Annotated in this window: 24 protein-coding genes and 1 riboswitch; of the genes, 15 read left to right on the top strand and 9 right to left on the bottom strand. The window is 60.3% G+C overall.

What is annotated here, in order from left to right; all coding sequences use genetic code 11:
* Positions 1-11 precede the first annotated feature (11 nt).
* From ACP691_RS19180 to ACP691_RS19165, 4 genes are read right to left on the bottom strand one after another with little or no spacing between them, the layout of a single operon-like run.
* A complete protein-coding gene (locus ACP691_RS19180) occupies positions 12-725 on the bottom strand; it encodes an urea amidolyase associated protein UAAP1 (RefSeq protein ID WP_426153100.1) in 714 nt (237 codons plus the stop codon).
* A 16-nt stretch (positions 726-741) separates the two neighbouring features.
* The gene (locus tag ACP691_RS19175) at positions 742-1515 is read right to left on the bottom strand and encodes an ABC transporter ATP-binding protein (protein WP_426153102.1); all 774 of its coding nucleotides are present in this window, start codon (positions 1513-1515) and stop codon (positions 742-744) included.
* On the bottom strand, positions 1512-2327 hold the full coding sequence (locus tag ACP691_RS19170; RefSeq protein ID WP_426153104.1) for an ABC transporter permease: 816 nt from the start codon (positions 2325-2327) through the stop codon (positions 1512-1514). Before ACP691_RS19170 ends, ACP691_RS19175 begins: the two co-directional genes overlap by 4 nt.
* A gap of 14 nt (positions 2328-2341) precedes the next feature.
* A complete protein-coding gene (locus ACP691_RS19165) occupies positions 2342-3409 on the bottom strand; it encodes a putative urea ABC transporter substrate-binding protein (protein WP_426153106.1) in 1068 nt (355 codons plus the stop codon).
* A 62-nt stretch (positions 3410-3471) separates the two neighbouring features.
* Positions 3472-3572, bottom strand: a riboswitch (guanidine-I (ykkC/yxkD leader).
* Positions 3573-3901: 329 nt separating this feature from the next.
* Between ACP691_RS19165 and ACP691_RS19160 the strand changes: the two genes are divergently transcribed.
* On the top strand, positions 3902-4372 hold the full coding sequence (locus tag ACP691_RS19160; RefSeq protein ID WP_426153107.1) for an arsenate reductase ArsC: 471 nt from the start codon (positions 3902-3904) through the stop codon (positions 4370-4372).
* Positions 4373-4441: 69 nt separating this feature from the next.
* On the opposite strand, the gene ACP691_RS19155 is transcribed toward ACP691_RS19160, so the two are convergent.
* A complete protein-coding gene (locus ACP691_RS19155) occupies positions 4442-5716 on the bottom strand; it encodes a Y-family DNA polymerase (RefSeq protein ID WP_426153109.1) in 1275 nt (424 codons plus the stop codon).
* A 389-nt stretch (positions 5717-6105) separates the two neighbouring features.
* Entirely contained in the window at positions 6106-6537 is a 432-nt protein-coding gene (locus ACP691_RS19150; RefSeq protein WP_426153111.1) for a LexA family protein, read from the bottom strand.
* 95 nt (positions 6538-6632) lie between these two features.
* Here ACP691_RS19150 and ACP691_RS19145 point away from each other — a divergent pair, with 95 nt between their 5' ends.
* Both ACP691_RS19145 and ACP691_RS19140 read left to right on the top strand, forming a co-directional pair.
* The gene (locus ACP691_RS19145) at positions 6633-7304 is read left to right on the top strand and encodes an SOS response-associated peptidase (RefSeq protein ID WP_426153314.1); all 672 of its coding nucleotides are present in this window, start codon (positions 6633-6635) and stop codon (positions 7302-7304) included.
* Between the two features lie 129 nt (positions 7305-7433).
* Entirely contained in the window at positions 7434-8234 is an 801-nt protein-coding gene (locus ACP691_RS19140) for a diguanylate cyclase domain-containing protein (RefSeq protein WP_426153113.1), read from the top strand.
* Between the two features lie 116 nt (positions 8235-8350).
* On the opposite strand, the gene ACP691_RS19135 is transcribed toward ACP691_RS19140, so the two are convergent.
* Positions 8351-9637 (bottom strand): CitMHS family transporter, encoded by a 1287-nt coding sequence (locus ACP691_RS19135; RefSeq protein WP_426153114.1) that lies wholly within the window; start codon positions 9635-9637, stop codon positions 8351-8353.
* Positions 9638-9732: 95 nt separating this feature from the next.
* Positions 9733-10665, bottom strand: coding sequence for an SMP-30/gluconolactonase/LRE family protein (locus tag ACP691_RS19130; RefSeq protein WP_426153116.1), 933 nt, complete (start codon positions 10663-10665; stop codon positions 9733-9735).
* A 314-nt stretch (positions 10666-10979) separates the two neighbouring features.
* Between ACP691_RS19130 and ACP691_RS19125 the strand changes: the two genes are divergently transcribed.
* The 12 genes from ACP691_RS19125 to ACP691_RS19070 all read left to right on the top strand — a co-directional run bounded on the left by ACP691_RS19125 (position 10980) and on the right by ACP691_RS19070 (position 23858).
* Positions 10980-11921 (top strand): hydroxymethylglutaryl-CoA lyase, encoded by a 942-nt coding sequence (locus ACP691_RS19125; RefSeq protein ID WP_426153118.1) that lies wholly within the window; start codon positions 10980-10982, stop codon positions 11919-11921.
* The gene (locus ACP691_RS19120; RefSeq protein WP_426153120.1) at positions 11918-13120 is read left to right on the top strand and encodes a CaiB/BaiF CoA transferase family protein; all 1203 of its coding nucleotides are present in this window, start codon (positions 11918-11920) and stop codon (positions 13118-13120) included. The genes ACP691_RS19125 and ACP691_RS19120 overlap by 4 nt, the downstream gene beginning before the upstream one ends.
* A 102-nt stretch (positions 13121-13222) precedes the next feature.
* Complete coding sequence (locus tag ACP691_RS19115) at positions 13223-14542, top strand: MFS transporter (protein ID WP_426153122.1); 1320 nt, start codon at positions 13223-13225, stop codon at positions 14540-14542.
* A gap of 114 nt (positions 14543-14656) precedes the next feature.
* A complete protein-coding gene (locus ACP691_RS19110; RefSeq protein ID WP_426153124.1) occupies positions 14657-15430 on the top strand; it encodes an IclR family transcriptional regulator in 774 nt (257 codons plus the stop codon).
* Positions 15431-15559: 129 nt separating this feature from the next.
* The gene (locus tag ACP691_RS19105) at positions 15560-16444 is read left to right on the top strand and encodes a TauD/TfdA dioxygenase family protein (RefSeq protein WP_426153126.1); all 885 of its coding nucleotides are present in this window, start codon (positions 15560-15562) and stop codon (positions 16442-16444) included.
* A 13-nt stretch (positions 16445-16457) separates the two neighbouring features.
* A complete protein-coding gene (locus ACP691_RS19100; protein WP_426153128.1) occupies positions 16458-17339 on the top strand; it encodes an ABC transporter ATP-binding protein in 882 nt (293 codons plus the stop codon).
* A gap of 20 nt (positions 17340-17359) precedes the next feature.
* Positions 17360-18229, top strand: a complete 870-nt coding sequence (locus ACP691_RS19095; protein ID WP_426153130.1) for an ABC transporter permease — start codon at positions 17360-17362, stop codon at positions 18227-18229.
* 82 nt (positions 18230-18311) lie between these two features.
* On the top strand, positions 18312-19313 hold the full coding sequence (locus ACP691_RS19090; protein WP_426153132.1) for an ABC transporter substrate-binding protein: 1002 nt from the start codon (positions 18312-18314) through the stop codon (positions 19311-19313).
* 214 nt (positions 19314-19527) lie between these two features.
* A complete protein-coding gene (gene codB, locus ACP691_RS19085; protein WP_426153134.1) occupies positions 19528-20808 on the top strand; it encodes a cytosine permease in 1281 nt (426 codons plus the stop codon).
* The gene (codA, locus tag ACP691_RS19080) at positions 20805-22049 is read left to right on the top strand and encodes a cytosine deaminase (protein ID WP_426153136.1); all 1245 of its coding nucleotides are present in this window, start codon (positions 20805-20807) and stop codon (positions 22047-22049) included. The genes codB and codA overlap by 4 nt, the downstream gene beginning before the upstream one ends.
* A 187-nt stretch (positions 22050-22236) precedes the next feature.
* Positions 22237-22497 (top strand): DUF1652 domain-containing protein, encoded by a 261-nt coding sequence (locus ACP691_RS19075; protein ID WP_426153138.1) that lies wholly within the window; start codon positions 22237-22239, stop codon positions 22495-22497.
* Between the two features lie 266 nt (positions 22498-22763).
* Complete coding sequence (locus tag ACP691_RS19070) at positions 22764-23858, top strand: FUSC family protein (RefSeq protein ID WP_426153140.1); 1095 nt, start codon at positions 22764-22766, stop codon at positions 23856-23858.
* Between the two features lie 625 nt (positions 23859-24483).
* On the opposite strand, the gene ACP691_RS19065 is transcribed toward ACP691_RS19070, so the two are convergent.
* Entirely contained in the window at positions 24484-26034 is a 1551-nt protein-coding gene (locus ACP691_RS19065) for a hypothetical protein (protein WP_426153142.1), read from the bottom strand.
* Between the last annotated feature and the right edge of the window lie 368 nt (positions 26035-26402).

The following is a 26402-nucleotide window of genomic DNA, read 5'->3' as shown; positions in this document are numbered from 1 at the left end:
GAGGTTCCCCTTCAAGCGAAAAGTCGTTCGGTGTTGACGAAGCCGCGCTCGTTCTCCGGGCGTGAGACGCGGCAGTGCTCGGCAGCGCTGGCGTCGGCCTTCATGAAGGTCAGCTGTACCGGCTTGGGGGCGTACTCTGCGTATGGGTCCATGGGGTGCTGCAGGGCGGTGATCACGAAGAGCGTGTCCATGGGCGCGTAGAGCTCGATGCACTGCCCTGCCCTGGAGTTTCCTTCGACGAAATGCAGCCCGCCTTCGGCGTCGACGTCAACCCGGCTGAAAAGGTTGAGCACCATGGTCAGGTCGCTCAGCCCAAGGCCCCACTTGCCCATTTCCACCAACAGATTGTCCGCGCCGTTGCGGAAAAAGCCGTTGCGCAGTTCCTGGTAGCGCCCTTCCCCATATTTTTCTCGCACTTCTTCAGCGCAGAGCACGCCGCCGATGCTGTCGCTCCAGCCGCAGGTGTCCCGGACAATGGCCGCCAGCACCCGCCCCATGTCTGAGTACAGACAGTGCCCGGCGGTAAGCTTGGCGGTGTGCTGGCATTTAAGGCTGTCTGGCAGGTTCAGGCGCTCGGTCTTTTCGCGAGCGTTGAACAGGGTAAGGCTCACATTGGCGCCGCCTTCCAGATCGGTCACGCGCAGCAGCTGGCCACGCTTGAGCACGAAGGAGGCATGCCCCCCGCCTGGCAGCAGCTCTTCGGAAAACACAGTCGGTTCATTCATAGGTCAGGGCCTCGTTTCATGGCATGGCAGACGATAACGACGCGGCAGTAGCCTGATGGCCGTCGATACGTTTGCCATTGAGTGGAAGGTCGTAGGTGACGCGCGCGCCGAAGGCCAGCGGCGCATGTGGGTCGATGCGGACTTTGTCGAATACCATCAGGCGGGTGCCCAGGCTGAAGCCCTCGCTCAGGTCATGGGTAACCATGAAGACCGTGAGCCTGGTCTCTTTCCACAGTTCCAGCAGCAAGGCGTGCATGTCTTTACGAATGCCGGGGTCCAGCGCACCGAATGGCTCGTCCAGGAGCAGGATCCGCGGTTTCATGATCAACGCCTGGGCAATGGCAAGCCGTTGCTGCATGCCGCCGGACAGCTGCGCCGGGTATTTTTCCAGCGCGGGCCCCAGCCCTACCCTATGCAGCAGACCGGCCGCCTGCTCGCGTGCGGCGCGCTTGCGTCGGTCGAACAGCCGCCCAACCCAGGGCGCGCTCGGCAATTCCAGGCCCAGTGCCACGTTGTCCAGCACAGTCAGGTGCGGAAACACCGAATAGCGCTGGAACACGACCCCGCGGGTGGGATCCGGCTCCGCCGAAAGCGGGCGGCCGTCGAGCAGGATCTGGCCCTTGCTGGGCCGTTCTTGCCCTAGCAACAGGCGCAGGAAGGTCGACTTGCCGCACCCGGAGGTACCGACCATGGTGCAGAACTCACCTTCCTCCACGCTCAGGCTCAAGCCTTCGAGCACAACGTGGTCGCCGTATTGCTGCCAAACATTCCTGACTTCGATGAAGCTCATGCCCTCGCCCCCTCGTACCAAGGGAACGCACGATGGGTCAGCGCCTTCAAGCTCCAGTCCATGAGCCAGGCCAGCAGGGTGATCCAGACCACATACGGCAGGATGACATCCATCGCCAGGTAGCGCCGGACCAGGAATATGCGATAGCCCAGGCCGTCTTCCGAGGCGATGGCCTCGGCGGCGATCAGAAACAGCCAGGCCGAGCCCAGCACCAACCGAAGCGAGATCAGCAGGCGTGGCAGCAGTTGCGGCAGTACCACTCGCAGGATGAGCGTCCAGGTGCTGGCCCCAAGCGTCTGGGCCTTGATCAGAAGCTCGGCCGGGATCTCCCGGGCACGTTGCTCCAGGTCTCGGGCCAATAGCGGAGTGATGCCGATCACGATAAGCATCACCTTGGACAACTCACCCAAGCCGAACACGATGAACAGAATCGGCAGTATCGCCAGGGGCGGAACCATCGACAGCACTACCAGCACGGGCGACAGGGAAGCGCCGACCATGGGCAGCGTGCCCGCCGCGATACCCAGGCCCAGGCCCAGCCCGGCGGCGATGGCAAGCCCCATCCCCAGCCGCTGCAGGCTGGCAGCCGTGTCCTGCCACAACAATACCGCTCCACTGCGCTTGTCTTCGCTGAAGGCCAGGCGTTTGACGGCCTCGCTCATCTGTCCCGCGCTGGGCAGCAGCTTGTCATTGGGGTTTTCTGCAAGACGCTGCGCCGAACCCAGCAGGTAGGCGCACAGCACCAGCACGAAGGGCAGGATCACCAGCATCAGACGCATCGGGCGGTCCGGCTGTCGGTTGATCAATCGCATAGGAAGACTCCTGCTCACAGCGTCCCGTCAGCGGCCATCTGCACGAAGGTCGGGTCGAAGCGCAGCTTAAGGTTGGCTTCATTGCCGCGAGTCACGCCGTTGGGGAAGGCCATACCCACCGCATCGCTGTCAGGAGCGCCTTCTCCTAGCAGGCCATGATCGAAAGAGAACTGCGCCACCTTGGCCATGGTCTTGGGCAAGTCCGGGCTGGTCACGAAAGCGAGGGCCTGCGCCGGGGTGTAGAACAATCGAGTAGTCTTGAGCTGGCCCCTGAACCCTTCCAGGTCAGTACCGGAAGCCTTGGCCATGTGCTCCAGCGCGGCATCGGCGCTGGTATTGCCGGCATTCATCAAGGCCACCACCTCGAACCAGGCGCCAGTCAGTGCCTTGCCCAGCGCGGGGTTGTCCTTGAGGGTCCGGGTGTTGACCACCATCATGTCCAGGATCTCGCCAGGGATCTGGCTGGAGTCGAATACCTCGCTGACCTTCGGCACTGCCTTGATGCTGGACAGCATCGGGTTCCAGGTGGTGACAGCCTGGACCGTCTCGGTATTGAAGGCCGCGGCGATGTCCGCGTCGGAGGTATTGACCACCTTGAGGTCACGCTCGCGAAGCCCGACGGTGTCCAGCGCGCGGGCCAGCAGATAGTGGGACACCGACAGCTCGACCAGGTTGACGTCCATGCCCTTGAGGTCTTTCAGGGTTTTGCCGGCGCCCTTGATCACGATTCCGTCATTGCCGTTGGAGTAATCGCTGACCACCAGGGCGGTGCTGTCCACACCCCCGGCAGCGGGGATGGTCAGCGCATCCATGTTGGTCATGGTGCAGCCATCGAACTGGCCAGCGGTGTACTGGTTGATCGATTCCACGTAGTCGTTGAGCTGGGTGATCTTGACGTGGATACCGTATTTGCTGGCCCACTTGTCCATGATTCCCTGGGCCTGGGCGTATTCCCACGGCATCCAGCCGGCGTAGATGGTCCAGCACACCTCGAAGTCTGACTTGACCGCCGCCAAGGATGAGGTTGCGGTCAGCAGGCTGATGCCGGCTGCCATGAAAGCGGATAGAACGGGCTTTCTCATGGTGGGACTCCAATTGACGGTTAGCGGACAGGAGCAGCGCATCACCGCGTGGTCGGTGGTCTGTCTCCCGGGCTTTTATCCCGCCGTGTAACCTCAATTGGAGGTCGTCAGCTCTCGGTCCAGACATTCGCCGCAGCGAACCGGAACCCTAGCCGACCTTTTTCATATTGTAGTGCGCTCAGCTTGCACTGCTCCTGCACGACGATCTCAATGCGACCCTTGTGCCAACATTGGCGCAAGGTAGCAAAATGACCAGACAGCCCTGGTTCCAGCGGCTTGTAGCCTGATTCGGCGGCCCGTTGGCCCGATCGCTGGGCCAGCGGGAAAGCGCCGCTGCGTCATTTCAGGGCGCGGCGCGCCAAATGCGGGCAGTCAGTCATGGCAAGACCGATGGATGGCATTGCACAATGGACATGGACCGCTCGCAATTGTGGCCGGGCCTCGCAACCCCATTAATTGCAGCCTGTCGAAGCAGAAACGGAGCCGTCGCCGATGAAAGTCTTGTTCATGTGCCCCCATAACAGCTGCCGCAGCATTCTTTCCGAAGCGTTGTTCAACCATCTGGCGCCGCCAGGCCTGGAGGCAGTCAGTTCCGGCAGTTTTCCCAGCGGTCAGGTCAATGCGCGTGCACTGCAAACCCTGGAGGCGGCCGGCATTTCCACGGTCGGGTTGAGCAGCAAGGCGTCGGACGCCTTTGAAGCGTCCCCTCCGGATATCGTGATCACGGTGTGTGACCGCGCCGCTGGCGAAGCCTGCCCCGTGTTCTTCGGCCCGGCATTGAAAGCTCACTGGGGCCTGGCCGACCCATCGCAAGCGACCGGTTCGCAAGCGCAGATCACAGCGGCGTTTGAAACGACGCTCGCCAGGATTCGCCAGCGAGTCGGTGCGTTTCTAGCCTTGCCGCTCGATTCCATGGACGCGGAGAGGCTCAAGACCAAGCTAGGCCGAATCGGGTCACTTTGAAGATCACTTACGCGTGCGTTTGCCTGAGCGCAGGATTCATTCGCCTTGGGGCACTTCGCAACGCCTTCGTCATCGCACTTTCATCAGTTCGTCCAACCGCGTCGTATAGCTCTGGCTCATCAGCGCTCGCCGCATGCCCCAGTCCGGGTCGAGCGGTACGGCGGCGGTCCGCATCGTCCCCCTGCCCCAGCGGGCGTTGATTTCGTCCACCAGGCTCATCAGGCGGTCGCTGGCCGTCGGCGGGGATACCGTGAACAGGTCCTGGGTGTATTCACCGCGCTGGCATAGCTCCAGCAACATGACCTCCGCCTTGCTGTAGCGAAAGCCGGGCCGGTAAACCCGTTCCAGCGCCTCACAGGCGTAGCGGGTCATCAGCCGTGTGTCATCGGTGGGATAGGGCAGTTCCACCACCACGCCATTGACATATTTGGCTTCCTCTGGATTGAACAGGCCGGTACGGATGGCGACGCGCATTTTCTTGCAGAGCGAACCCTGGCCGCGCAGTTTCTCGGCGGCGCGGAAGGTGTAGCTGGCCACGGCCTCTCGTATGGGCTGCAGGTCACTCAGGCGATCACCGAACATGCGGCTGCAGCAGATTTCCTGGCGGGGCGGGTCGACATCTTCCAGCTCCAGGCAGGAGGTACCGGCCAGTTCCCGGGCCGTTTTCTCGATGACCACACTGAACGTGCGGCCGAGGGCGCGGGCGTCCGCTTGGGCCAGGTCCCAGGCGCTGCGGATGCCCAGCGGTTGCAGATGCGCCTTCATCCGTCGGCCCACGCCCCATACCTCGCCAACGTCGCAGTGTTTGAGCACCCAATCCCGTACGGCAGGAGCACGCAGGTCCACGACCCCGCCGGTCTGCCTCTGCCAGGTCTTGGCGGCGTAGTTGGCCAGCTTGGCCAGGGTCTTGGTAGGCCCAATGCCCACGCCTACCGGAATGCCAGTCCACTGGCCGATGCGGGTGCGCATCTGGCGGCCCAGCTGTTCGAGGTTTTGGCTGACACCTGTGAGCTCGGCGAAGGCTTCATCGATGCTGTATACCTCCAGGCGCGGCACCATGGCCTCGATGATGGTCATTACCCGCTCGCTCATCTCGCCGTAGAGCGCGTAGTTCGAGGAGAACGCCTTGATGCCATGTCGGCGCAGGATGTCCCGGACCTGAAAGTACGGCTGGCCCATCTTCACATAGGGCTTGGCGTCGGCCGAGCGGGCGATGATGCAGCCATCGTTGTTCGATAGAACCACGATCGGTGTCCTCGCCAGGTCCGGCCGGAACACGCGCTCGCAGGATGCGTAGAAGCTGTTGCAGTCGATCAGGGCGAAGGTCGAATCGTGCTCAGCCATGGTCGGGCTCGCTGTGGCGAAGTTCAAGCGGGAGGGTCATTCAGGGTACTAATAGAAGCCGGTCGTGAACACACTGAAGCTGTATGTATTTACAGTATTACAGGCTTGGCAAGTCCGGCAAGGTCTGTTCCTTCAAACCACCGCGAGGCAATGTTTCATTCCAACTGGGTGTCTTGGGAGCCATGCTTGCGCTTATTGCGTTGATATTTCACACACTCCTGGGTGTATGCGCCGCGCGAATCGGCAAAGCGTTGAAGGATTCCGGTCGGTTTCCCTTGGCCAACTACGCGTTCGCGGCAGTAATGACCGCCTTGGCGGCAAGGCTGCTGCTGCTTCAACGGCCGGCTTGAGCCGTCTCTCGAAGGAGATCTACCATCGCGAACGCCAGATCACGCCTTCACATCATGGCTGCGCAGGCTAAAGGTCACCACCCCCCAGATCTGCAACTCATCACCGTCGAGAATGTAACGCGGCGGGTAGCCACGATTTTCGGACAGCAAGGCCACTTCCCCGCTCCGCCGGTGCAGGCGTTTGCAGACCGGCTCGCCATTCACCGCGGCAATCACCACCTGCCCGTGGGAAGGCTCGATGGCGCGGTCGACGATCACCAGGTCGCCATCGAAGATCCCCGCGCCCACCATGCTGTCCCCTTCGATGCGTACCAGATAAACGTGCGGGGCTCTCAGGCTCAGCAGCTCATCGAGGGAAATCGCGCGCTCCAGGTGATCCGTGGCTGGCGACGGAAAGCCCGCCGGAACGCGAAAGGAATAGATCGGCAAGCGTGCCGAGCAAGGGCCAAGACGGCCAAGGATGGTTGCCATGGGAGGTTAGCCAATTACTGTAATTTTGTACAGTTAACCTTTTACCAGTACCCGTGGTCAATATGAGATGACTCGGGAAACGATAGGTGGCAGTTGTGTGTGGACGGTTTGTGCAAGACCGCAGCCTGGCGGACTACGTGGACTGGTTGGGCAGTACAGCAACCAGTGGCTACGACGGGGTGCCGCTGGAGCGGTACAACGTGGCGCCTACGGCAACAGTCAACGTGTTCCAGGGTGACGGCGACGGCCTGCTGATTTCTTCCCTGAAGTGGGGCTGGCTGCCCTTCTGGGCCAAGGGCAAGCGACCACCGGCGATCAATGCCCGGGTGGAAACCGTGTCATCGAGCGGATTCTTTCGCGACGCCTGGCCCAATCGGCTGCTGATACCCGCCGCCGGCTGGTACGAGTGGGTGAAAGACCCAAGAGACGCGAAACGTAAACAGCCTTATTTTATCCGGCTCAGATCTGGCGAGCCCGTGTTCTTCGCGGGCATTGGCCGCAGCGACGAGGGCTTCGTGATCCTCACCGCTGACTCCATGGGCGGCATGGTGGACATCCACGATCGGCGTCCCATTGTGCTTGCCCCTGAGCTGGCACGGGAGTGGATGGACCCGGCCACCTTGCCGGAACGCGCCGAGGCCATTGTCCGCAATGAAGGCGTCGGGGTGGAGGCCTTCGAGTGGTACCCGGTGGACAAGGCGGTAGGAAACGTACGTAATCAGGGGGAACAGCTGGTGTTACCGCTGGACCGGGGGCCGGAGTGGTGAGGCACCATTGACCCAGGCCTGCACGGTCGCTGCATGATAACAGCCCCGCCCTGCTCAGGTTCCGGCACTCCCGGTTGATAACGACGAGGTAGCTTGCCCTGACCGGCCTCATGCCCCGGATTTTTGCCCATGCTGATCGCCCCCTACCCGACCAACGAGACCGCGCGCGTGGAATTCCTCCGCACCGTGCTCAAGCCAGCGGTATTCGAAGCGCTCTCGCCCTATTTCGACCGCGCCCTGGCAGGCGAGCGCAGCACCCGTGATGACATCCGTTATGACGAGAATGACGGCCGAATCTGGCGCGCCACCTACATTCCGGACGTGCGCGATGACACTGTGATGGGCTTCTTCGTGAGGTCGCAGGACGTGACCGAACAGAAGCGCAAGGAAAAGACTCTGACCGACAGGGCTTTGCTCGACCCCTTGACGGGCCTGCCCAATCGCGCTGCCCTCGTCGAAAAGCTGGCCGAAACCGTGGACTTGGCGGAACGGGGTCAGACCGATTTCTCGCTGTTCTTTCTGGACCTGGATGGACTCAAGCGGGTGAGCGACGAATACGGCCACGACCTGGGCGACGAATTGCTGTGCCAGGTCGCCGAGCGGCTTCGCCAGAAAGTACGCCAGTATGACACCGTGTGCCGCCTGGCTGGGGATGAATTCGTGGTCATCGCCTCAGGCGCGAAGGCCCAGGACACCTGTGAGCGAATCGCCGGGGCCATGTGCGCGACACTGTCCCAACCCTTCCATTTGCGCGGTCAGACAGTGCGCATCGGCACCAGCGTCGGCGTTGTCGTTTGCCCTGCCTATGCCCAGGTCACGCCAGAGCAATTGCTGGCCAACGCCGACACCGCCATGTACGACGCCAAGCGCCGGGGGCGCAACTGCTACCGATTCGCGCCAGCGGTATCGATGCAGGACGGACATGGCTAGGCAGGTCAATCCAGTCACCGATGAAGGATTGGCGCCATTACCATCTGATAGAAGCGGGCACGTTCTGCTTTCTATTTACATGCCGATGTCATGACAACGAAGTACCGACCGTAAAATCAGGCGAAGAGCGTCAAGGACCCCAGCAAGGCGGCTGCCACGAACATGACCATGCAGGTACCGATACTCCACCCGATGGACGCTTTCTGGTTGTCGCCGTAGTCGACATTGAGCAGCCCGCACAGCAAATAGGTAGATGCCACCAGGGGGCTGAGCAAATGCACCGGCTGGCCAATCAGGCTGGCGATAGCCATTTCTTTCGCCCCTATCCCATAGTGCGCCGCCGTTTCCGCAAGGATCGGCAATATCCCGAAGTAGAAGGCATCGTTCGTGAGAATATAAGTGAACGGCATGCTGATGATTGCCGTGAACACGGACATGTAATGCCCGGCGGAGGCTGGAACCACTTTGACCAAGCTGTCCGATACGGCCTTGATCATCCCGGTGCCGGACATCACACCTACGAATATACCGGCGGCGAAGATGAGCAAGGTTACCGCCAGTACGCTGCCCGCGTATTTTTCCACCACCGTTTTCTGCGCTTTCAAGGTCGGGTAGTTGACGACCAGGCCCAGGCTGAATGCGATCATGAACAGGATGGGAAGCGGCAGCAGGTTCATCATCATCAGAGCGATCAGTGCTACGGTAAGCGCAGCGCTGAAACAGAACCGCCAGCCTGAAAGCCGGGCCTGCTGCAATTCTCCGATGCGTTGGGCGAGGTTGACGGGGGTCACGCCCAGACGAGCGCGCTCACGCCGCCCAAGTATGAAGGACACCACCAACACCCAAGCCAGGCCGGCCAGCATGATCGGAAGCATCTCGACGAAGAGTTCGGTAATGTCCACATGCATGGCACTGGCGGCACGGGAGAAAGGCCCAGCCCAGGGCAGTATGTTCATTACGCCTATGGTCAGGAGCAGCACCGTGGCCATTACCTGAGGGCGGATGCCGGTCTGTTTGTACAGTGGCAGGAGCGCGGCGGTAGTGATGATGTAGGTGGTCGCACCATCGCCGTCGAGGCCAACGCAGATCCCCAGGATCGCCGTACCCATCACAATCTTCTGAGGGTCGCCTTCGACGATTCGCAGCACTCGTTCAATCAGCGGGTTGAACAGGCCAGCGTCGGTCATCATGCAGAAGTACAGGATGGCGAAGGTCAACATGATCCCGGTAGGCGCCAACATCTTCAGGCCGTCGAACATCATCGGACCCAGGGAGCTGGCGAAGCCGCCAAGGCAGGCGAAGGTGATCGGGACCAAGATCAGCGCAACCAGAGGCGACAGGCGCTTGGACATGATCAGGTACATGAAGCATGCGATCATGGTATAGCTCAATAGCGTAATCATGAAGCTCTCTTCTTATTGGTGGCCTAGCTATCGGTTCACGCTTGTCACTGGCGCGCTGAACTTGCGCGTGGCGGTGCATGCCGCCATGCTTCGCTTCAGCCAGTGTGGTGGGAGTACATGGGCTTGCCGGTGTGTGGCAGTTGCGCTGTCAGAACGTGGCCGGTCGCTGACTCGGTGATGTAAAGAGTGCTGCCGTCGGCCCCGCCGAAGGCCAGGTTGGTTACCGTCCGCCCTGGTGTGCAGGCTTTGATCCGGTAAAGAGGCACCGCATGGGGGTCGAAGACCCAGACACACCCATTGCCTGCGTCACAGACGTACAGGTTGCCCTCGCTGTCTAGCGCCATTCCGTCCGCCCCACTGACACCGCCTGCCATGGCGGTGAAAATACCGACCTTGGAAGTAGTGCCATCGGCTTGAAGAGGTAGGCGCCACACCGCGTTTCCGCGGGTCATGGCGACCAGCAGCGCCTTCTCTTCGAGGTCCATCACTAGCCCATTCGGGCTGGGCCCATTGTCGAGCAGGCAATCGAGGCGTTGCTGCTGGAAATCGAAACGAAACACACGACCGCTGGGGTCATGCATGCCCGTCTGGCCCTGATCAGTGAAATACAGACGCCCCTGGCGATCGAAGAAAAGATCATTCACCCCTTTAAAGCTCTCGCTGCGCCTGTGGGTGAGGAAGGGCCGGACACTGCCATCGCGCGGATCGACGATCAGAATTCCTTGCTTGTAGTCGGCAACGAACAAGCGCCCATCCCTGTGTACCTTCAAGCCGTTGGGCCAGCCGTCGTATTCGACGACCAGATCCCAGTTACCTTCCGATGAAATTCGGAAAATACGTCCGTAAGGAATATCAGTGACGTACAGGTTGCCAGCCTGATCGAACGCAGGGCCTTCGAGAAAACTCGTCACACACTGGCCTGGCTTATTCGCTCTGACCCAATCGGAATCACCCTTACGCCAGTAGGCTTCGGGCAACCGGGCAAATACGCGGGTAGGGATGTCCTGAGGCGGAGCATAAAGGCTCATGAGGCAGTCTCCGGCGGCAGCTGTAGCATGCACAGCCCATTGTTATAATTGTTCTGAACAGCAGAACGTCATTGCTTTATGCAGAACACTTTTTCAGACCTTCGTGCTACCTGTCAAGCCTCGCCCTTTTAGCAAGACCCACCTCTGATACGACCTCTATTGCGGGCAAGCGGGATTGACAGTTACCAACTCATGCTCTAATACTGAAAAAAGAACGATATTCCGCCTGACAGAACAATCATAAAGCTGGCCTGCGTAGCGTTGGCATTCATTGACTGTTCACGCCAGGCCCTCCACCCATCAGGAGAACCTTCATGCACCATGGGTCAGACATCGACATCCTCATCAGTGAAGTCGCGCCGCGGGATGGGTTGCAGAGCGTCAAGGCGACCATGCCTACCGAACTCAAAAAACAGTGGATCACTGCCCTGGCAGGAAGCGGGTTGAGGGAAATCGAAGTCGGTTCGTTCGTTTCGCCGAAACTATTGCCCCAGATGGCTGATTGCGCTGAACTGGTAGCACATGCCCGGACGATTTCTGGGCTGTTCGTCACGGCCTTGGTGCCAAATCTGAAAGGCGCCCAGGCGGCGTTCGAAGCTGGCGCCCAGAAGATAACCATGCCCATTTCGGTCAGCGAACCGCATTCGCTTTCCAATATCCGCAAAACTCACGCGCAAGTTTTCGACGAGGTGAAATCAGTCGTCGCGCTGAGGAACGAGCGCTTTCCAGATATCCAGATCGAGGCGGGGCTTTCCACGGTATTTGGCTGTTCCATTCAGGGCGTGGTGACCGATGATGACAGCATCGCCATGGCGCTGAAGATGGCGGAGCTGGGTGTTGATGAAGTCGGGCTTGCCGACTCGGTGGGATATGCGAATCCCGTTCAGGTTCGTCGTTTGTTTACCCGCTTGCGTGCCGAGCTGGGCGCCCTGGCCGGTAGCGCGCACTTCCACAACACCCGTGGTCAGGGCCTGGCCAATGTGGTCGCGGCGCTCGAGGCAGGCGTCACCACCTTCGATGCTTCCCAGGGCGGAATTGGCGGTTGCCCCTATGCCCCGGGGGCGTCGGGCAACATCGTGACCGAGGACCTGGTGTACCTACTGGAGTCGATGGGCCTGCGCACCGGGGTGGACATCGACCGCCTGGTCGCCGCTCGGCAATGGCTCAAGGAAGGCCTGCCCGGCGAATCACTGTACGGTTTCATTCCTGACGCCGGCGTGGGCAAGAACTTCAAGTATGCCAGGGAGGCCGTATGAGCCAGACACAAGGCAAGCAACTACCCCTGACTGGCGTTCGTGTCATCGAGTTCGTGCACATGGTGATGGGCCCTACATGCGGCCTGGTGCTGGCCGATCTCGGGGCGGAAGTGATCAAGGTGGAACCTGTCCCGGAGGGGGATAACACCCGACGCCTGATGGGCTCCGGGGCCGGTTATTGGTTGACCTACAACCGCAACAAGAAAAGCTTTGCCGTGGACATCAAGTCCGAAGAAGGAATGGCGGCGGTTCAAAAGTTGATCGCGACCGCGGATGTGGTGACGGAAAACTTCAGGCCTGGCGCAATGGAGAAACTTGGCCTGGGCTATGAGCAGGTCAAGGCGATCAAGCCCGATATTATCTATAGCTCCATGAAAGGCTTCCTGCCGGGGCCTTATGAAAACCGTACCGCCTTGGACGAGGTAGTACAGATGATGACGGGGCTTGCCTACATGACCGGCCCCGTAGGTCGACCTCTTCGCGCGGGCGCTTCGGTCAACGACGTAATGGGAGGCATGTTCAGTGCCATTTCGGTGCTGGCCGCGCTGCTGCAGCGAAAGGACAGCGGCAAGGGGCAGTTCGTACAGACGGGCCTGTTCGAGAACTCTGCCTTCCTCGTAGCCCAGCACATGATGCAGAAGGTCGTTACCGGCGCTCCGGCCGCGCCCATGCCTAGTCGGATTTCTGCCTGGGCCATCTATGACGTGTTCGACACGGCCAAGGAAGGAGAGCAGGTATTCATCGGGGTGGTCAGTGACAGTCAGTGGAGCGCTTTCTGCCAGGCGTTCGACTTCCCGGACCTGGGCGCTGATCCGTCTCTGCAGCGCAACAACCAACGCGTTCAGGCTCGCGATCGCATCATGCCCGCCGTACGTGCCAGGCTTGAGCAGATGGACAAGGCCAGCGTGATGAGTCTTTGCGAGTCCGCGGGGCTACCCTTCTCGCCTATCCAGCGTCCGGAAGACATGTTCGACGACCCCCACCTGAATCAGTCGGGTGGCATGGCGCAGCTGGAACTGGCCAATGGACAGCTGACCAAGGTGCCCATGTTGCCTTTCGAGATGGACGGGCAGCGGTTCGGCGCACGTTTACCAGTACCGCCGCTTGGCAGTCACTCGCGCGAACTGCTCATCGAGCTCGGTTACAGCGATGGCGACGTGGACAGGCTTCACGAAACCGGAACCGTGAAAGCGGACTGATCCGCAAGCAGGCCCGCCGAGCGGGCCTGCGGGCTTTGCGGTAGAAGCCGCCGAGGCCGGGCACCACTGAACAAGATAACAACAATATCGAGGTAGACCGTCATGACGAACGTCACGACTGCTGCAGCGCCCTTGGCGGCTGCTGAAACCGAAGTGTTGAGCGCCGTGCAGAAGCGCGCCTTGCGCAAGGCCGCCTGGCGCCTGATTCCTCTGTTGGCCCTGGCCTATTTCTTCAACTATCTGGATCGCACCAGTGTCGGATACGCCGCACTGCAAATGACCGATCAACTGGGCCTGACCGCCGCCCAGTTCGGCCTGGGCGCCGGCATTATGTTCGTTGGATACTGCCTCTGCGAAGTGCCGAGCAACCTGGCCATGTACCGCTTCGGCGCCCGGCTTTGGATGGCGCGCATCATGATCACCTGGGGCCTGGCCGCGGCTGCCACCGCCTTCGTGATTGGCCCCTACAGCTTCTATGCGATTCGATTGCTTCTAGGCATCGCCGAAGCGGGTTTCTTCCCAGGGGTGATCTTCTTCCTTACCTTGTGGTTTCCGTTGCAATACCGCACCCGGGTGCTGGCATGGTTCACCGTTGCCACGCCCATTTCCTTCCTGGTGGGCGGACCGCTGTCGGTCTGGCTGTTGCAGATGCATGGCCTGCTGGGCCTTGCCGGGTGGCAATGGATGTTCATCATCGAAGGCATACCGGCCTGCATCCTGGGCCTGGTGACCTTGAAGGTACTGGCCAACCGGCCAAGCGAAGCCAGATGGCTGGACGCGCAGGAACGCGAGGCGCTGGCGGGCCTGTTGGCCGCCGAAGGTGACAAGGCGCAGAAGCGCCATGCCTTCACCGCCGCCCTGAAGGATCCACGGGTCTGGATCCTCAGTAGCATCACCTTCAGCTTTACCATCGGAACCTATGGCATTGGCATCTGGTTGCCACAGATGCTGAAAGGCCAAGGAGTCGAGCTGGGTCTTATTGGCTGGGTCGCGGCGGTCCCCTACTTTTTCTCCACCGTGGGGTTGCTGATGTGGGCTCGACATGTGGATAGAACAGGCCGCGGCATCGCCAATCTAGTGACTGCGCTGGTACTGGCCGGCCTGGCGTTGATCTTGACACTGAAAATGAACGCCTTGGTGCCAGCCATGATCGGGATCACCCTGGCCATGGTGGGTACCATCTCGGCCAAGACCATTTTTTATACCTTGCCGGCCAAGTTCCTGAGTGGCCAAGCGGCCGCCGGGGGCATAGCCTTGATCAACTCCGTCGGCGCCTTTGGGGGCTTCGTTGGGCCTTTCGTGATGGGCTACTTGAGAGAAGCTACTGGATCCTTCTCGGCTGGCTTGATGGCAATGGCTTGTATACTTTTCATCGCCGCCATCATGGCCGGGTGCCTCAAGCTGTACATGCGCGATGCCTGAACGGGCAGTGCCGGCTCCAACCTGGCAGGTTCGGGCTTTTACAGGTTAAAGTCGTTTTACCTCGGCCAACCTCGAAATGCGAGGGTTGGCCTTTTTTCCAGGTAAGGCAGCGTAATGAACGACACAGACTTGAGCACGACAACTGAACCGGATACCACTACCGAAGGCGGCGTAGCCGCTGTGGATCGTGCCTTCGCCATCCTCGCTGCATTCGACGCAAGCCGCGCAAGCCTGCCATTGGCGGAACTCTCACGGCGCACCGGCTTGTACAAAAGCACCATCCTTCGGCTGATGACTTCCCTGGAGCGAGGCGGCTATGTACGTCGCCTGGGCGATGGCCAGTTCGCGGTAGGCCATGAACCGCTCAGGCTGGCTCAGCTGTATCAAAGTTCGTTCAATCTCCGGGAAATCCTGTACCCCATCCTCCAGTCGCTTTCAGAGGAATGCGGTGAAACCTCTTCTTTTTATGTGGCCCAAGGAGATTCCCGGGTAGTGCTGTTAAGGGTCGAGCCTCGCCGCGCGGTACGCGTTGCGATCCACGAGGGGGATCGGTTCCCGATCTCAGCCGGCGCGTCCGGCAAGGTGCTGCGCGCCTTCGGCTCCGCCCAAGACCCTACCCTGGCCGAAGTCAGGGCGAAGCTGTGGGCTGAATCCTATGGGGAACGAGACAAAGAGACGTCCGCTATCTCGGCGCCTGTATTCGGCTACCCTGATGATTTACGTGGCGCGCTTACGCTTTCGGGCCCCTTGCAGCGCTTCGATGCCACTCGCATTGCGCAAGTGCGGAATGTAGTGCTTGCAAAGGCAGCACAAGCCAGCACGGCGCTTGGTGCAGCCAGCGAGCGTTTTAGCGACGCCCTGACAACCCTGCGCTCCCTCGAAGGCTGACCCTCTGGTAATCGGCCAAGCCATTCAATCCGCTCTATAGTTATTCTTTTTTGGTATTTAACAGATAGTTCTTATAACGATAATGTTCGGGCATATCTTCTCTTAACCTCATGAGAGCCGGAGCGCTGTATGCCCGCCGCATCCCTCGCAGCACCTTCCAAGCAAATATTCGATATCCGCCCGTTCGATGGCCAGGTAGGCGCCGAGATTGTCGGGCTGGACCTGTCTTACCCTCTCGACGATGCGGATTTTCGTCGCGTGCATCAGGCTCATCTGGATTATCACGTGGTGGTGTTCAGGGACCAGCGCATTACCCCGGAACAGCAGATCGCTTTCAGTCGTCGCTTCGGCGTACTGCAGATTCATGTTCTCAAGCAGTTCCTGCTGCCGGGGCATCCGGAAATTCTGATCGTTTCCAACATCGTGGAAAACGGTGTGCCGGTGGGCCTGGGAGATGCGGGCAAATACTGGCACTCGGACCTGTCCTATAAGGCACTCCCGAGCCTGGGCTCCATGCTCCATGCTCAGGAGCTGCCGAGCGAAGGGGGCGATACCCTGTTCGCCGACATGCACCGTGCCTGGGATACCCTGCCCAGGCACTTGCAAGCGGCGATCGAAGGGCGCCAGGCAGTGCATTCCTACACGGCACGCTACAGCGAAGGCAAGGATGCCGCGAACTGGCGCCCTACCTTGACCCCGGAACAGCTGGCCCAGGTAGTCACGGTCGCGCATCCGGTGGTGCGTATTCATCCGGAAAACGGGCGCAAGGCGCTGTTCGTCAGCGAAGGTTTCACCACCCATATCGTCGGGCTTCCCGAAGACGAAAGTCGCGACCTGCTTGCCCAGCTGTATGCCCACAGCGTGCAACCGGACAACCTTTATCGGCATGCATGGCAGCCCCACGACATGGTGTTCTGGGACAACCGTTCGCTGATCCACCTGGCCACTGGCTGCCCCAATCACCTGCGCCGCAAATTGTATCGCACCACCATCCAGGGCGACGCGCCGTACTGACCAGGAGTTTCACATGAGCGCTGCATTGCCAGGCCACACGGCCAGCGAGGGCACCCTGTCGCCTGCCGAATTGCATGCCGCCCCAGATCCACTGCTGAGGGTCGCGAACGTCAGCCTTGAATACCGCACCAGCGAACGTGTAGTGCGCGCAACCCATGAGGTAAGTTTCGAAGTCGATCAAGGAGACCGCTTCGTGCTCCTGGGCCCGTCCGGTTGTGGCAAATCGACCTTGCTCAAAGCCGTCGCCGGCTTCATCAAGCCGGCACGGGGTGAGATCCTGCTCGCCGGCAAGGTCGTTCGCGAGCCGGGGCCGGACCGGATCGTGGTATTCCAGGAATTCGACCAACTTCCGGCCTGGAAAACGGTTCTGGAAAACGTGATGTTTCCCCTGCTGGCTTCGCGGACCCTCAAGCGGGCCGAGGCCAGGGACCGGGCGTACCTGTACCTGGAAAAGGTCGGGCTTGGCGCCTTCGCCAATGCCTATCCGCATACGCTGTCCGGCGGCATGAAGGCGCGAGTGGCGATTGCCCGGGCCCTGGCGATGCAACCCAGCATTCTGCTGATGGACGAACCTTTCGCCGCGCTGGATGCGCTTACCCGTCGCAAGATGCAGGAAGAACTGCTTCAGCTGTGGGGCGACGTAGGCTTTACCTTGCTGTTCGTGACCCACTCCATTGAGGAAGCCCTGGTGGTGGGAAATCGTATCCTGTTGCTGTCGCCGCATCCGGGCCGGGTTCGCGCCGAGATCAACAGCCATCAATACGACCTTCGCAGCCTGGGGGGTGCTGAATTCCAGGCCAGCGCCCAGCGCATCCACCGCTTGCTGTTCGACGAAGGGGACAGGTCGCAGGCCAGCACGGATGTGGACTTCCGTAGCCTGCGCATCGCTTATTGACCTTGCAGAGCCAGCCCGACATGAGCCGACCTACGCCTGTGCGCCAAGAATACGAAGTGGCGCTGGAACCCTTTATCCCTTCCGAACTGTCACGCGCCCTGCCCCTGCCCCAACGCATCTGGCGCCACGGCTGGGTGCGCAAGACCCTTATCCTGCTCGCCCTGGCGTTGCTGTGGGAGGTGGTGGCGCGCATACAAGACAACGACCTGCTGCTGCCCAGCTTCCTGCAAACCGCCGAGGCGTTCGCGAGGGGCATGGCCAGCGGCGAGCTGCCTGGCAAGATCTGGCTATCGCTGACGGTACTGGTCAAGGGCTATGTGATCGGCATTGCCCTGGCGTTCGGCCTGACCACCCTGGCGGTGTCGACGCAACTGGGCCGCGACCTGCTGAGTACCCTGACCTCCATGCTCAATCCTCTGCCGCCCATCGCGCTGCTGCCTTTGGCACTGCTGTGGTTCGGCCTGGGCCAGAACAGCCTGGTCTTCGTACTGGTGCACTCGGTGCTCTGGCCTCTGGCGCTCAATACCTATGCCGGATTCCTCGGTGTATCGGAAACCCAGCGCATGGCCGGACGCAACTATGGCCTGCGGGGCATTCGCTTCATCGCCTACATCCTCGTTCCCGCGGCGCTGCCGTCCATCCTGGCGGGGCTGAAGCTGGGCTGGGCATTCGCCTGGCGCACCCTGATCGCCGCCGAACTGGTGTTCGGTGCCTCATCGGGCAAGGGCGGCCTGGGCTGGTACATCTTCCAGAACCGCAACGAGCTCTACACCGACAAGGTCTTCGCGGGGCTGGCGGCGGTGATCCTGATCGGCCTGCTGGTGGAAAACCTGCTGTTCGCCAGCATCGAACGGGTCACGCTTCGGCGCTGGGGCATGCAACGCACCTGACCCGGTACCTCCAGCGAAACCAGGCCCGCCTCGAACATGATCCTGGCCAGACCGGCCCACTACCCATGACGTGAGTACCTTCATGACCTCCCTGAAAAAGCTTTCCCTGGCCTTGGGCCTGATTGGCGCGGCATTCGGCGGCAGCGCCCAGGCCGAGGGCAAGATCAGCATCGCGCAGCAATTCGGCATCGGCTACCTGATCCTGGATGTGGTGCGGGACCAGCACTTGATCGAGAAGCACGGCAAGGCCGAAGGCCTGGATATCACCGTTGACTGGAGCAGCATCTCCGGCGCCACGGCCATGAACGAAGCGCTGCTGGCCGGCGCCCTGGACGTCGTATCAGCCGGCGTACCTCCCATGTTGACAGTGTGGGACCGTACCCGTGGCAGACAGAACGTGAAGGCTATCGCCTCGCTCGGCTCCATGCCCAACTACCTGCTGAGCAATCGTCCGGAGGTCAAGACACTCAAGGATTTCACCGACAAGGATCGTATCGCCGTGCCCGCGGCAGGCGTGGGCTTCCAGTCGCGTACCCTGCAACTGGAAACGGCGAAGGTATTTGGTAACGAGGACTTCAAGCGATTCGACAGCTTGTCGGTAAGCCTGCCCCACCCGGACGCCACCTCGGCGCTGATCGCCGGTGGCTCGGAAATCACCGCTCACTTTTCCAGCCCTCCTTTCCAGTACCAGGCGCTGGAGAGTGGCAAGGTGCACAAGGTGCTCAGTTCCTACGACATTCTGGGTGGCCCGGCGACCTTCAACGTGCTCTACACCACCCAGGGATTCCATGACCAGAACCCGAAGACCTATAGGGCGTTCTATGCCGCCCTGGTCGAGGCTGCGGAGCTGATCCAGGCGGACAAAGCCGCAGCCGCCCAGACCTACATTCGGGTGGAGCAATCGAAGTTGCCCCCCGCGCTGGTCGAGAAGATCGTCAAGGACCCGGAGATCGACTTCACCGTAGTACCGCAGCGCACCTTTATCTATGCGGAAAAACTGCATGAACTGGGTGTATTGAAGAACAAGGCCGACAGCTGGAAGGACTACTTTTTCGAAGAAGCCCACGGTGGGGCGGGTAGCTGATCGAGCGCCCGAAAGGTGCAACGGCGACTTGAAGTAGTGCGCCGCGCGCTTATCGTCAGCCCGACTCGCTTCGAGCGCAGCGGCGTTCTTTGCCAGCGACTGCCGTTCGTTTGACATCTTTTCGCCCATGTTCGCGGCAAACTCCGAAAGCGGCCTGTGAATTGCTCTTCTGCCAGCGCTTGCCTTCCGGCAAGCGTCAGCCAAGGAGAACGCGATGAACTCAGCAGGAGAGTTTCCGTTAAGTGAAGCACCCGCTTCGGCCAGGAAAGGATTGCTGTCCATTTCCATGGTGCTGTTCAGCTTTACCTTCTTCACCGGCACCATGTTCGCGGGTGGCAAGTTGGGAATGGCCTTCTCTTTCACTGACATGCTATGGGTCGCCTTCATCGGCAACAGCCTGTTGGCACTATACGCGGCGGGGCTGGCGTTCATTGCCTCGCGCAGTGGCCTCAATACCGTGTTGATGGGGCGCTTCTGCTTCGGCGAGGCGGGCAGCCGTCTTTCGGATTTTCTGCTTGGGTTCGCCGAACTGGGGTGGTATGCGTGGGGCACCGCGACCGTTGCCATCGTGCTGGTGAAGATTCTCGGGCTCAGCGAAGGGTTGACCACGCCGCTGATGGTGCTGTTCGGCTTTGGCTTCAGCATCACGGCGCTGGTTGGCTACAAGGGCCTGGACGTATTGTCCCGGGTGTCGATACCGCTGATGTTCGCCCTGCTGATGGTTTCGATGTACCTGGCCACAGGCCATGCCGGGGGCTTCAAGGGCCTGGCCGCGGTCATCCCCCACGAAACCATGAGCTTTTCGGCGGCTGTCACCATGGTGTTCGGCACCTTTGCCAGCGGCGCGACCCAGGCCACCAACTGGACGCGCCTGTCGCGCACCGGGCGGGTGGCGATCATTGCCAGCGCCCTGAGCTTTTTGCTCGGCAATGGCCTGATGGTGGTCGCCGGGGCCTGGTGCGCCATCGTTTACCAGCAGGCCGATATCGTCGAGGTGATGATTTTGCAGGGGCTGTCGTTCGCCGCGGTGATCATGCTCTGCCTCAACCTCTGGACCATCCAGGGGCCGACCATCTATAACGTTTCTGCCGCGGCCTGCCATCTGTTACGTACACCACGCCGCCGGACAATGACCCTGATTTCCGCGGCCGTGGGTGTGGTGCTGGCCATTGGCGGGATGTACGAGCTGCTGATTCCCTTCCTGGTGCTGCTGGGTTCCATCATCCCGCCAGTGGGGGGTGTGATCATGGCGGACTTCTGGTATCGCCATCGGGGCAAGTACCCTGTACTGGCCACGACCCCACTGCCGCGCTACAACTTCAAGGGGCTGCTCGCCTATGCCGTGGGCGCGGTCTTGGCCTATTGCTCGCCCTGGGTAGCGCCATTGATAGGTATCGCCGTGGCTGCTGTGTGCTATATCGGCCTGATGCCGTTCAACGGCAGCCGCGCCGGAAGCTGGTCCAGGGCGCATGCTTATACCAAGGAGTTACCATGAATATTCTCAACGCCCGCCTGCGCGGCAAGCCAGGCCTGTATCGCATCGGCCTTCAGGGCGATCGGATCGCCGCCGTCACCCCCCAGTCCGGCGTGCTCCAGCCAAGCACCGGCACCGACCTGGACGCTGGCCAGAACCTGGTCACCGCGCCCTTCGTCGAACCGCATATTCATCTGGACGCCACCCTGACCGCGGGGGAACCGTCCTGGAACATGAGCGGCACCCTTTTCGAAGGCATCGAACGCTGGGCCGAGCGCAAGGCCGTGGTAACCCATGAAGACACCAAGGTCCGCGCGCGGCGGACCATCGACATGCTGGTCGATCACGGCATCCAGCACGTGCGCACCCATGTGGATGTCACTGATCCAAGCCTGGCCGCGCTCAAGGCCATGCTGGAGGTGCGTGAGGACGCCAGGCACCTGATCGACCTACAGATCGTCGCCTTCCCCCAAGAGGGTATCGAGTCCTTCAAGGATGGCCGTGCGCTCATGGCTGAGGCGATTGCCATGGGCGCGGATGTGGTGGGTGGGATTCCCCACTTCGAAAATACCCGCGAGCAAGGCGTCGCGTCGATCAGATTCCTGATGGACCTGGCCGAGCGCACCGGCTGCCTGGTAGACGTCCATTGCGATGAAACCGACGATCCGCAGTCAAGGTTCCTTGAGGTGCTCGCCGAGGAGGCCCGAGTGAGGGACATGGGGGAAAGGGTCACGGCCAGCCATACCGTGGCCATGGGTTCCTATGACAACGCTTATTGTTCCAAATTGTTTCGCCTGCTCAAGGCCTCCCGGATCAACTTCGTCTCCTGCCCCACGGAGAGTATTCACCTCCAAGGGCGCTTCGATACCTACCCAAAACGGCGGGGGGTTACCCGGGTAGCCGAGATCGACCGGGCCGGCATGAATGTCTGCTTCGGCCAGGACTCCATCGTCGACCCTTGGTATCCACTGGGCAATGGCAATATCCTGCGCATCCTCGAAGCGGGCCTGCATATCTGCCACATGCTTGGCTACGAAGACCTGCAGCGTTCCCTTGACCTTATCACCGACAACAGCGCTCGCGCGCTGCATCTGGGCGAGCGCTACGGCCTGGGGGTTGGCCGGCCAGCCAACCTACTGATGCTTTCGGCGCCGGACGATTATGAAATGGTTCGTAGCCAGGGGCAGGTACTGACTTCGATCCGTGCCGGCAAGGTGCTGATGCAGCGCACCCCGGCGCGCGTCGAACGCTTCGGCGCCTAGCCTGGGCTTGCTTGGGGAACCACGGAGGGCGCCTTTGCTCCCTGCTTGAACCATCGCTTCGGCGAAGCGCTGGAACCGTAGCGGCCGGCTCTAGGGCAGCCCCCCTGTCGCGGCCCACGGGAAAAAACCGGCTGGTGGGCTATGCTCTTAGGTACTCAGTTTTACCTAAGAACAACAAGGATGAGCCATGCTATCTCCGCTAGAGCTGCGACACATTATGGAAAACGCGTTTCTGCCTACTGTCTGCAAGTGCGAAATCGATACGGCCGGCATGATGAACCTGAAGCTGATCAATGCCCGCACCAATGAAGCCATTCTGGAAGAACGAAACATCCGGACGGCCGACCTGTCTTCAGCGCGGGAAATCGCGACCTTTGTCGCCGAGCTCAAGAACAGGTTGTCGACCATCACCGTGGTTAACCCCGAGCGCAGGCGCCATCGGCGCTAGGGCGGCCAGACAGCGGTAGGGCCCGAGCCACCCTGGCAGAAGCAGGCGCAAATCATCGAGGCGAGTGGCGCGCTGGGCAATATCCCGAATCCCTCCGGCCTGTCGAGCAGCGCTGCTCCTGTCCATCAGGCTCGGACACCGCCTGGCGCCCTTGCTCAGCACGCTTCCAGCAACTACCCTTCGTAGCTTCACCAGGCGGCCTGCCTACCCCATGTCGCCTGGCATCGCGTCACTCGCCTACCTGCCCAGAGCCCCTGAAGCCCTTGATGACCGCCTCGCTGCCGTATTTCCTTCGTCGCCTGCTCCGCCCTCTGCTCGACCCCTTCCGCCGCTTTCGCCATGCCCGGCTGATCCATGCATTGCGGGTGTCCATCGGCCTGGTGGCCACTATCCTGCTTACCACCGGCATCCACCTGCCCCATGGGGAATGGGCATCGGTGACCATGCTGATCGTGATCGGTGGGCTGCAGCATCATGGCAACATCAGGCGCAAGGCCACCGAACGCGCCTATGGGACCTTGATCGGCGCGGTCATAGGGCTGGCCATCGTGGCCCAGCAAAGCTACCTGGGCTGGCCGCTGCTCACCTACGTGTTGATGTCTTCGGCGTGCGGATTCTTTGCCTACCATGCCATCGGCAAGGGCGGCTACACGGCGCTGCTTTCAGCCATCACGATATTCATAGTCGCCGGCCATGGCGACAACCCCATGTCGGATGGCCTCTGGCGCACAGTCGACATCCTCATCGGCAATGTCCTGGCCCTGGCCTTTTCCTTTGCGCTGCCGCTCTACGCGGTGTACTCCTGGCGCTACAACCTGGCCAGCACCCTGCGCGAATGCGCCGCGGTGCACGGGCGGATCATCGCGGGTGAAGCCGTTACCAGCGACGCCCACCTCAAGCGCATGCGCAACCTGAGCGCTTCGCTGGTGCAACTGCGCGGCCTGATGGCGTCGGTGTCCAAGGAAGTGCATATCTCGCAAACCGAACTGGACGCGCTGCAGCGAAACCTGCGCTTGTGTATTTCTTTCCTGGAAATTCTCGCCGACACCCGCCCGCCAGCGGAGGACCTCGCCGCCATGGCTGCGTTGCGTGACTCGCTACAGGCCGAGCACCGTTTCATTCGTCGACAACTGGTCGCCATGGCGCGTGCCCTGCGTGACGGCCACAGCGAGCGACTGCTACGCGTTGAAAGCCTGGCTGGCCAACCACTCGAAGCCCTGCCCTATCCTGCGCTGGACGGCTACCGAGCAATGACCCGGCAATTGGCCGCCAACGTCGACGACATGCGCCACCGTCTGGCCAAGACGGCCCCGCGCTGGAACTTCGCCCACACGCCCGAGGACGCCGTGCCCCATGACTGAACCACGCCTTGAACGTGTACTGCTGACCAATCAAGTCGAACGGGCGTCAGGTTGAATTCCGAACGACGGGTTCTAGTCACAGCCCGGCCAGGAATTTCGACCACGGTACCCGGCCAGAGCGGATTTTACAGGGTACAAAGCACCTACGTGTCCAAGGAAACGTAGGCGAGCAGTACAATGCTGATGAACAGCGTAGTGCGCATGATTGCGGATTCCTGGCCCACTAACTTCAGCGCCGCTGCCGGCGCCGCGCTGATGGAGCTGCAGTGGACTAGCACGGCCGTGTCACTTTCTACCCTAGTGAATGCCTGCGTGTACCGCGCAGTAGCTAACCGCTCCACCGCTCATGTTGCTCAGGAATCCGCGTGTTGGCGAGCGCCTGGACCAGTCCTAGCCCCCGAGAGGTGCGTCGCTGCTGGCGCGTAGTGATAAGATGGGCTGTGAGATCGCAGGCGCAACCGTATGCCTACCGCGTCCATGCCTGCCGAGAGCACCCTGGTGCAATCTTAGGTGGACGACTGCAATCGTTTGCTGCCAGCGGCAATGGGCCCCTATCGACCCATAGACGCCAATAGCGACAACAGCCCCCCTCAGGCTGCCAGTATTTTTTTAAGCTGACACAAGGTCACATGCAGGCTTGGTTTTCTGCAGTTGGAACAATGAGAAAGGTGATAGTGGCCGGATCAAATCTCACCCGCCCAGCTGCTACCTGTACAGCGTCGAACGCCGGCACCGTATCATTATCTGATACCGCCAAAACCTTCCCATTGAGCATTACATCCTTCGTCGACAGACCTGAGCTTGAGGATAGTGTATAGCGCTCGGAGGGAATAGGCAGCTCGATGCTACTTGCATTAGTTTCATCGTTGTTGATCACCAACAAAGAAACGCTTCCTGGAACCGAACGCGTGCAATGGGCATAGATATGCAAACCCACACGGTTTTTCAAGCCTGCCTCCAACACTGCCGCCCCCATGGTCTTGCTCCACAAGGCGGCGGCCCAGTAGTTCGGACGCGGAGTAAAATCATGCTCGTCGATCAGGCCATAGTCGCTTGCAACGAGCGTATTATGGGCGACCATCTGGACTCCTTGTTTGGCCAGGCGACCCAATTGGTCTAGATAACGAAACGTGTCTCGGAATGTGGCCGCCCATGGGTTGCCACCACAGGCGGCGTCTCCCGTTTCGGTGAGCCAGATCGGCTTTCCAGGCTCAAAGGAATCTCTGAGCTTTCGGTAAAAAGCAAGACTGATCTCTGTGCGCTCAAGCCATTGCTCACTCAACGCCGCTTGCTCTGTTGTCTGACTAGCAGGCGCACAACGCTGGGAAACAGCACTGTAATGATGGTAGGAAAAACCATCTATCCCACGTCCGGCGGCGCTAAGAAGCTCTGAGGTATCAACCATGGGCAACCCGGTATGGGACATTCCCCAGTCAGCGTCGTTTTCCCCGACCGAGCCTGGTCCGAGTATTTGTATATCAGATGCAGTTTTGCGAAGAAACTTATGGAAAACTTTGAAATCCCGACCGTACGCTGCGGCATCGTACCCCGGCGGAGCACCTCCGATCGCCGGAGCGTTAGGCTCATTCATGAACTCAGCCGCAGCAATATGACCATTTATTTCACGAGTGTAGGCAAGGAAGCGCTCCGCCTGTGCACTTGTCCAGGCACCGCTGCTGTCACGCACGCCCGCACTGATTGCAAACGACGTAATGATGGGGGCATCTACTTCATTTGAAAAATCGACCAGTTTTTTCCACTGCTCCCGGCTCAATACTCCTCCAAAACCATCCGGTATCTTGGTTGGAAGCGTATCCGACTCAGGGAAATACGTGTTGTTCGCCCAGCTACCACTAGTACGAACATATGCGGGCGACAAGGCTGCTGCAAGGTTACGTAGACGTTTATTATTGAGATCAACCGGTGGTCTGTAGCCAAAGAGCTCTGGATTCATGCCCTTCGAGCCCGATGCCTTTGCCTCTCCCTGCTTTTCGAGGACAGGACCTATATCAGCATATGGCTTCCAGAACCTGCCCCCAGTGACTTCAACCATCTCAACGTTGTATGACTGAAAGCGGTCGTCGACCTTCCCGATCAGAGGCAAATACCTTGGTGAAATCGAAGAATCTTCCCCGTCCGCGAGAGCATACCCATAACTACCCGAGAAGAGTGTCAAGGCCAATACTCCTCGACATGCCAAGCCGCGCCCTATCATTTTCCATTCCTTCTTATTTTGAGCAAGACATTGTTAGAATTTCGACACAATTCTGTAGATCACAGATACTCCATCCGCGCCGTGCAATTAAGCTGCCGAAGGGCATAGGACAATATCCCTAGGTAGACACGTAGATGTCAATCTTAAAAGGCCAGACCGGGTGTCTTTGAAAGCATGTTTTTTTCTGATGACAGGCATCTCGACAAGCGATGAGCAACCAATTGACGATTTCATAAATACGACGCTATAACCTAATTAACACCCGATGCGTGCGCCGAAGCGACATCTTGGCTATAAAAGACGGCTGACCTTATAGTTAACATATACAC

The organism is Pseudomonas sp. DC3200b2 (assembly GCF_049895785.1).
Lineage (GTDB): Bacteria > Pseudomonadota > Gammaproteobacteria > Pseudomonadales > Pseudomonadaceae > Aquipseudomonas > Aquipseudomonas massiliensis.
The sequence above is the reverse complement of the archived record's forward strand: the minus strand, read 5'-3'. Positions and strand labels throughout refer to the sequence as shown.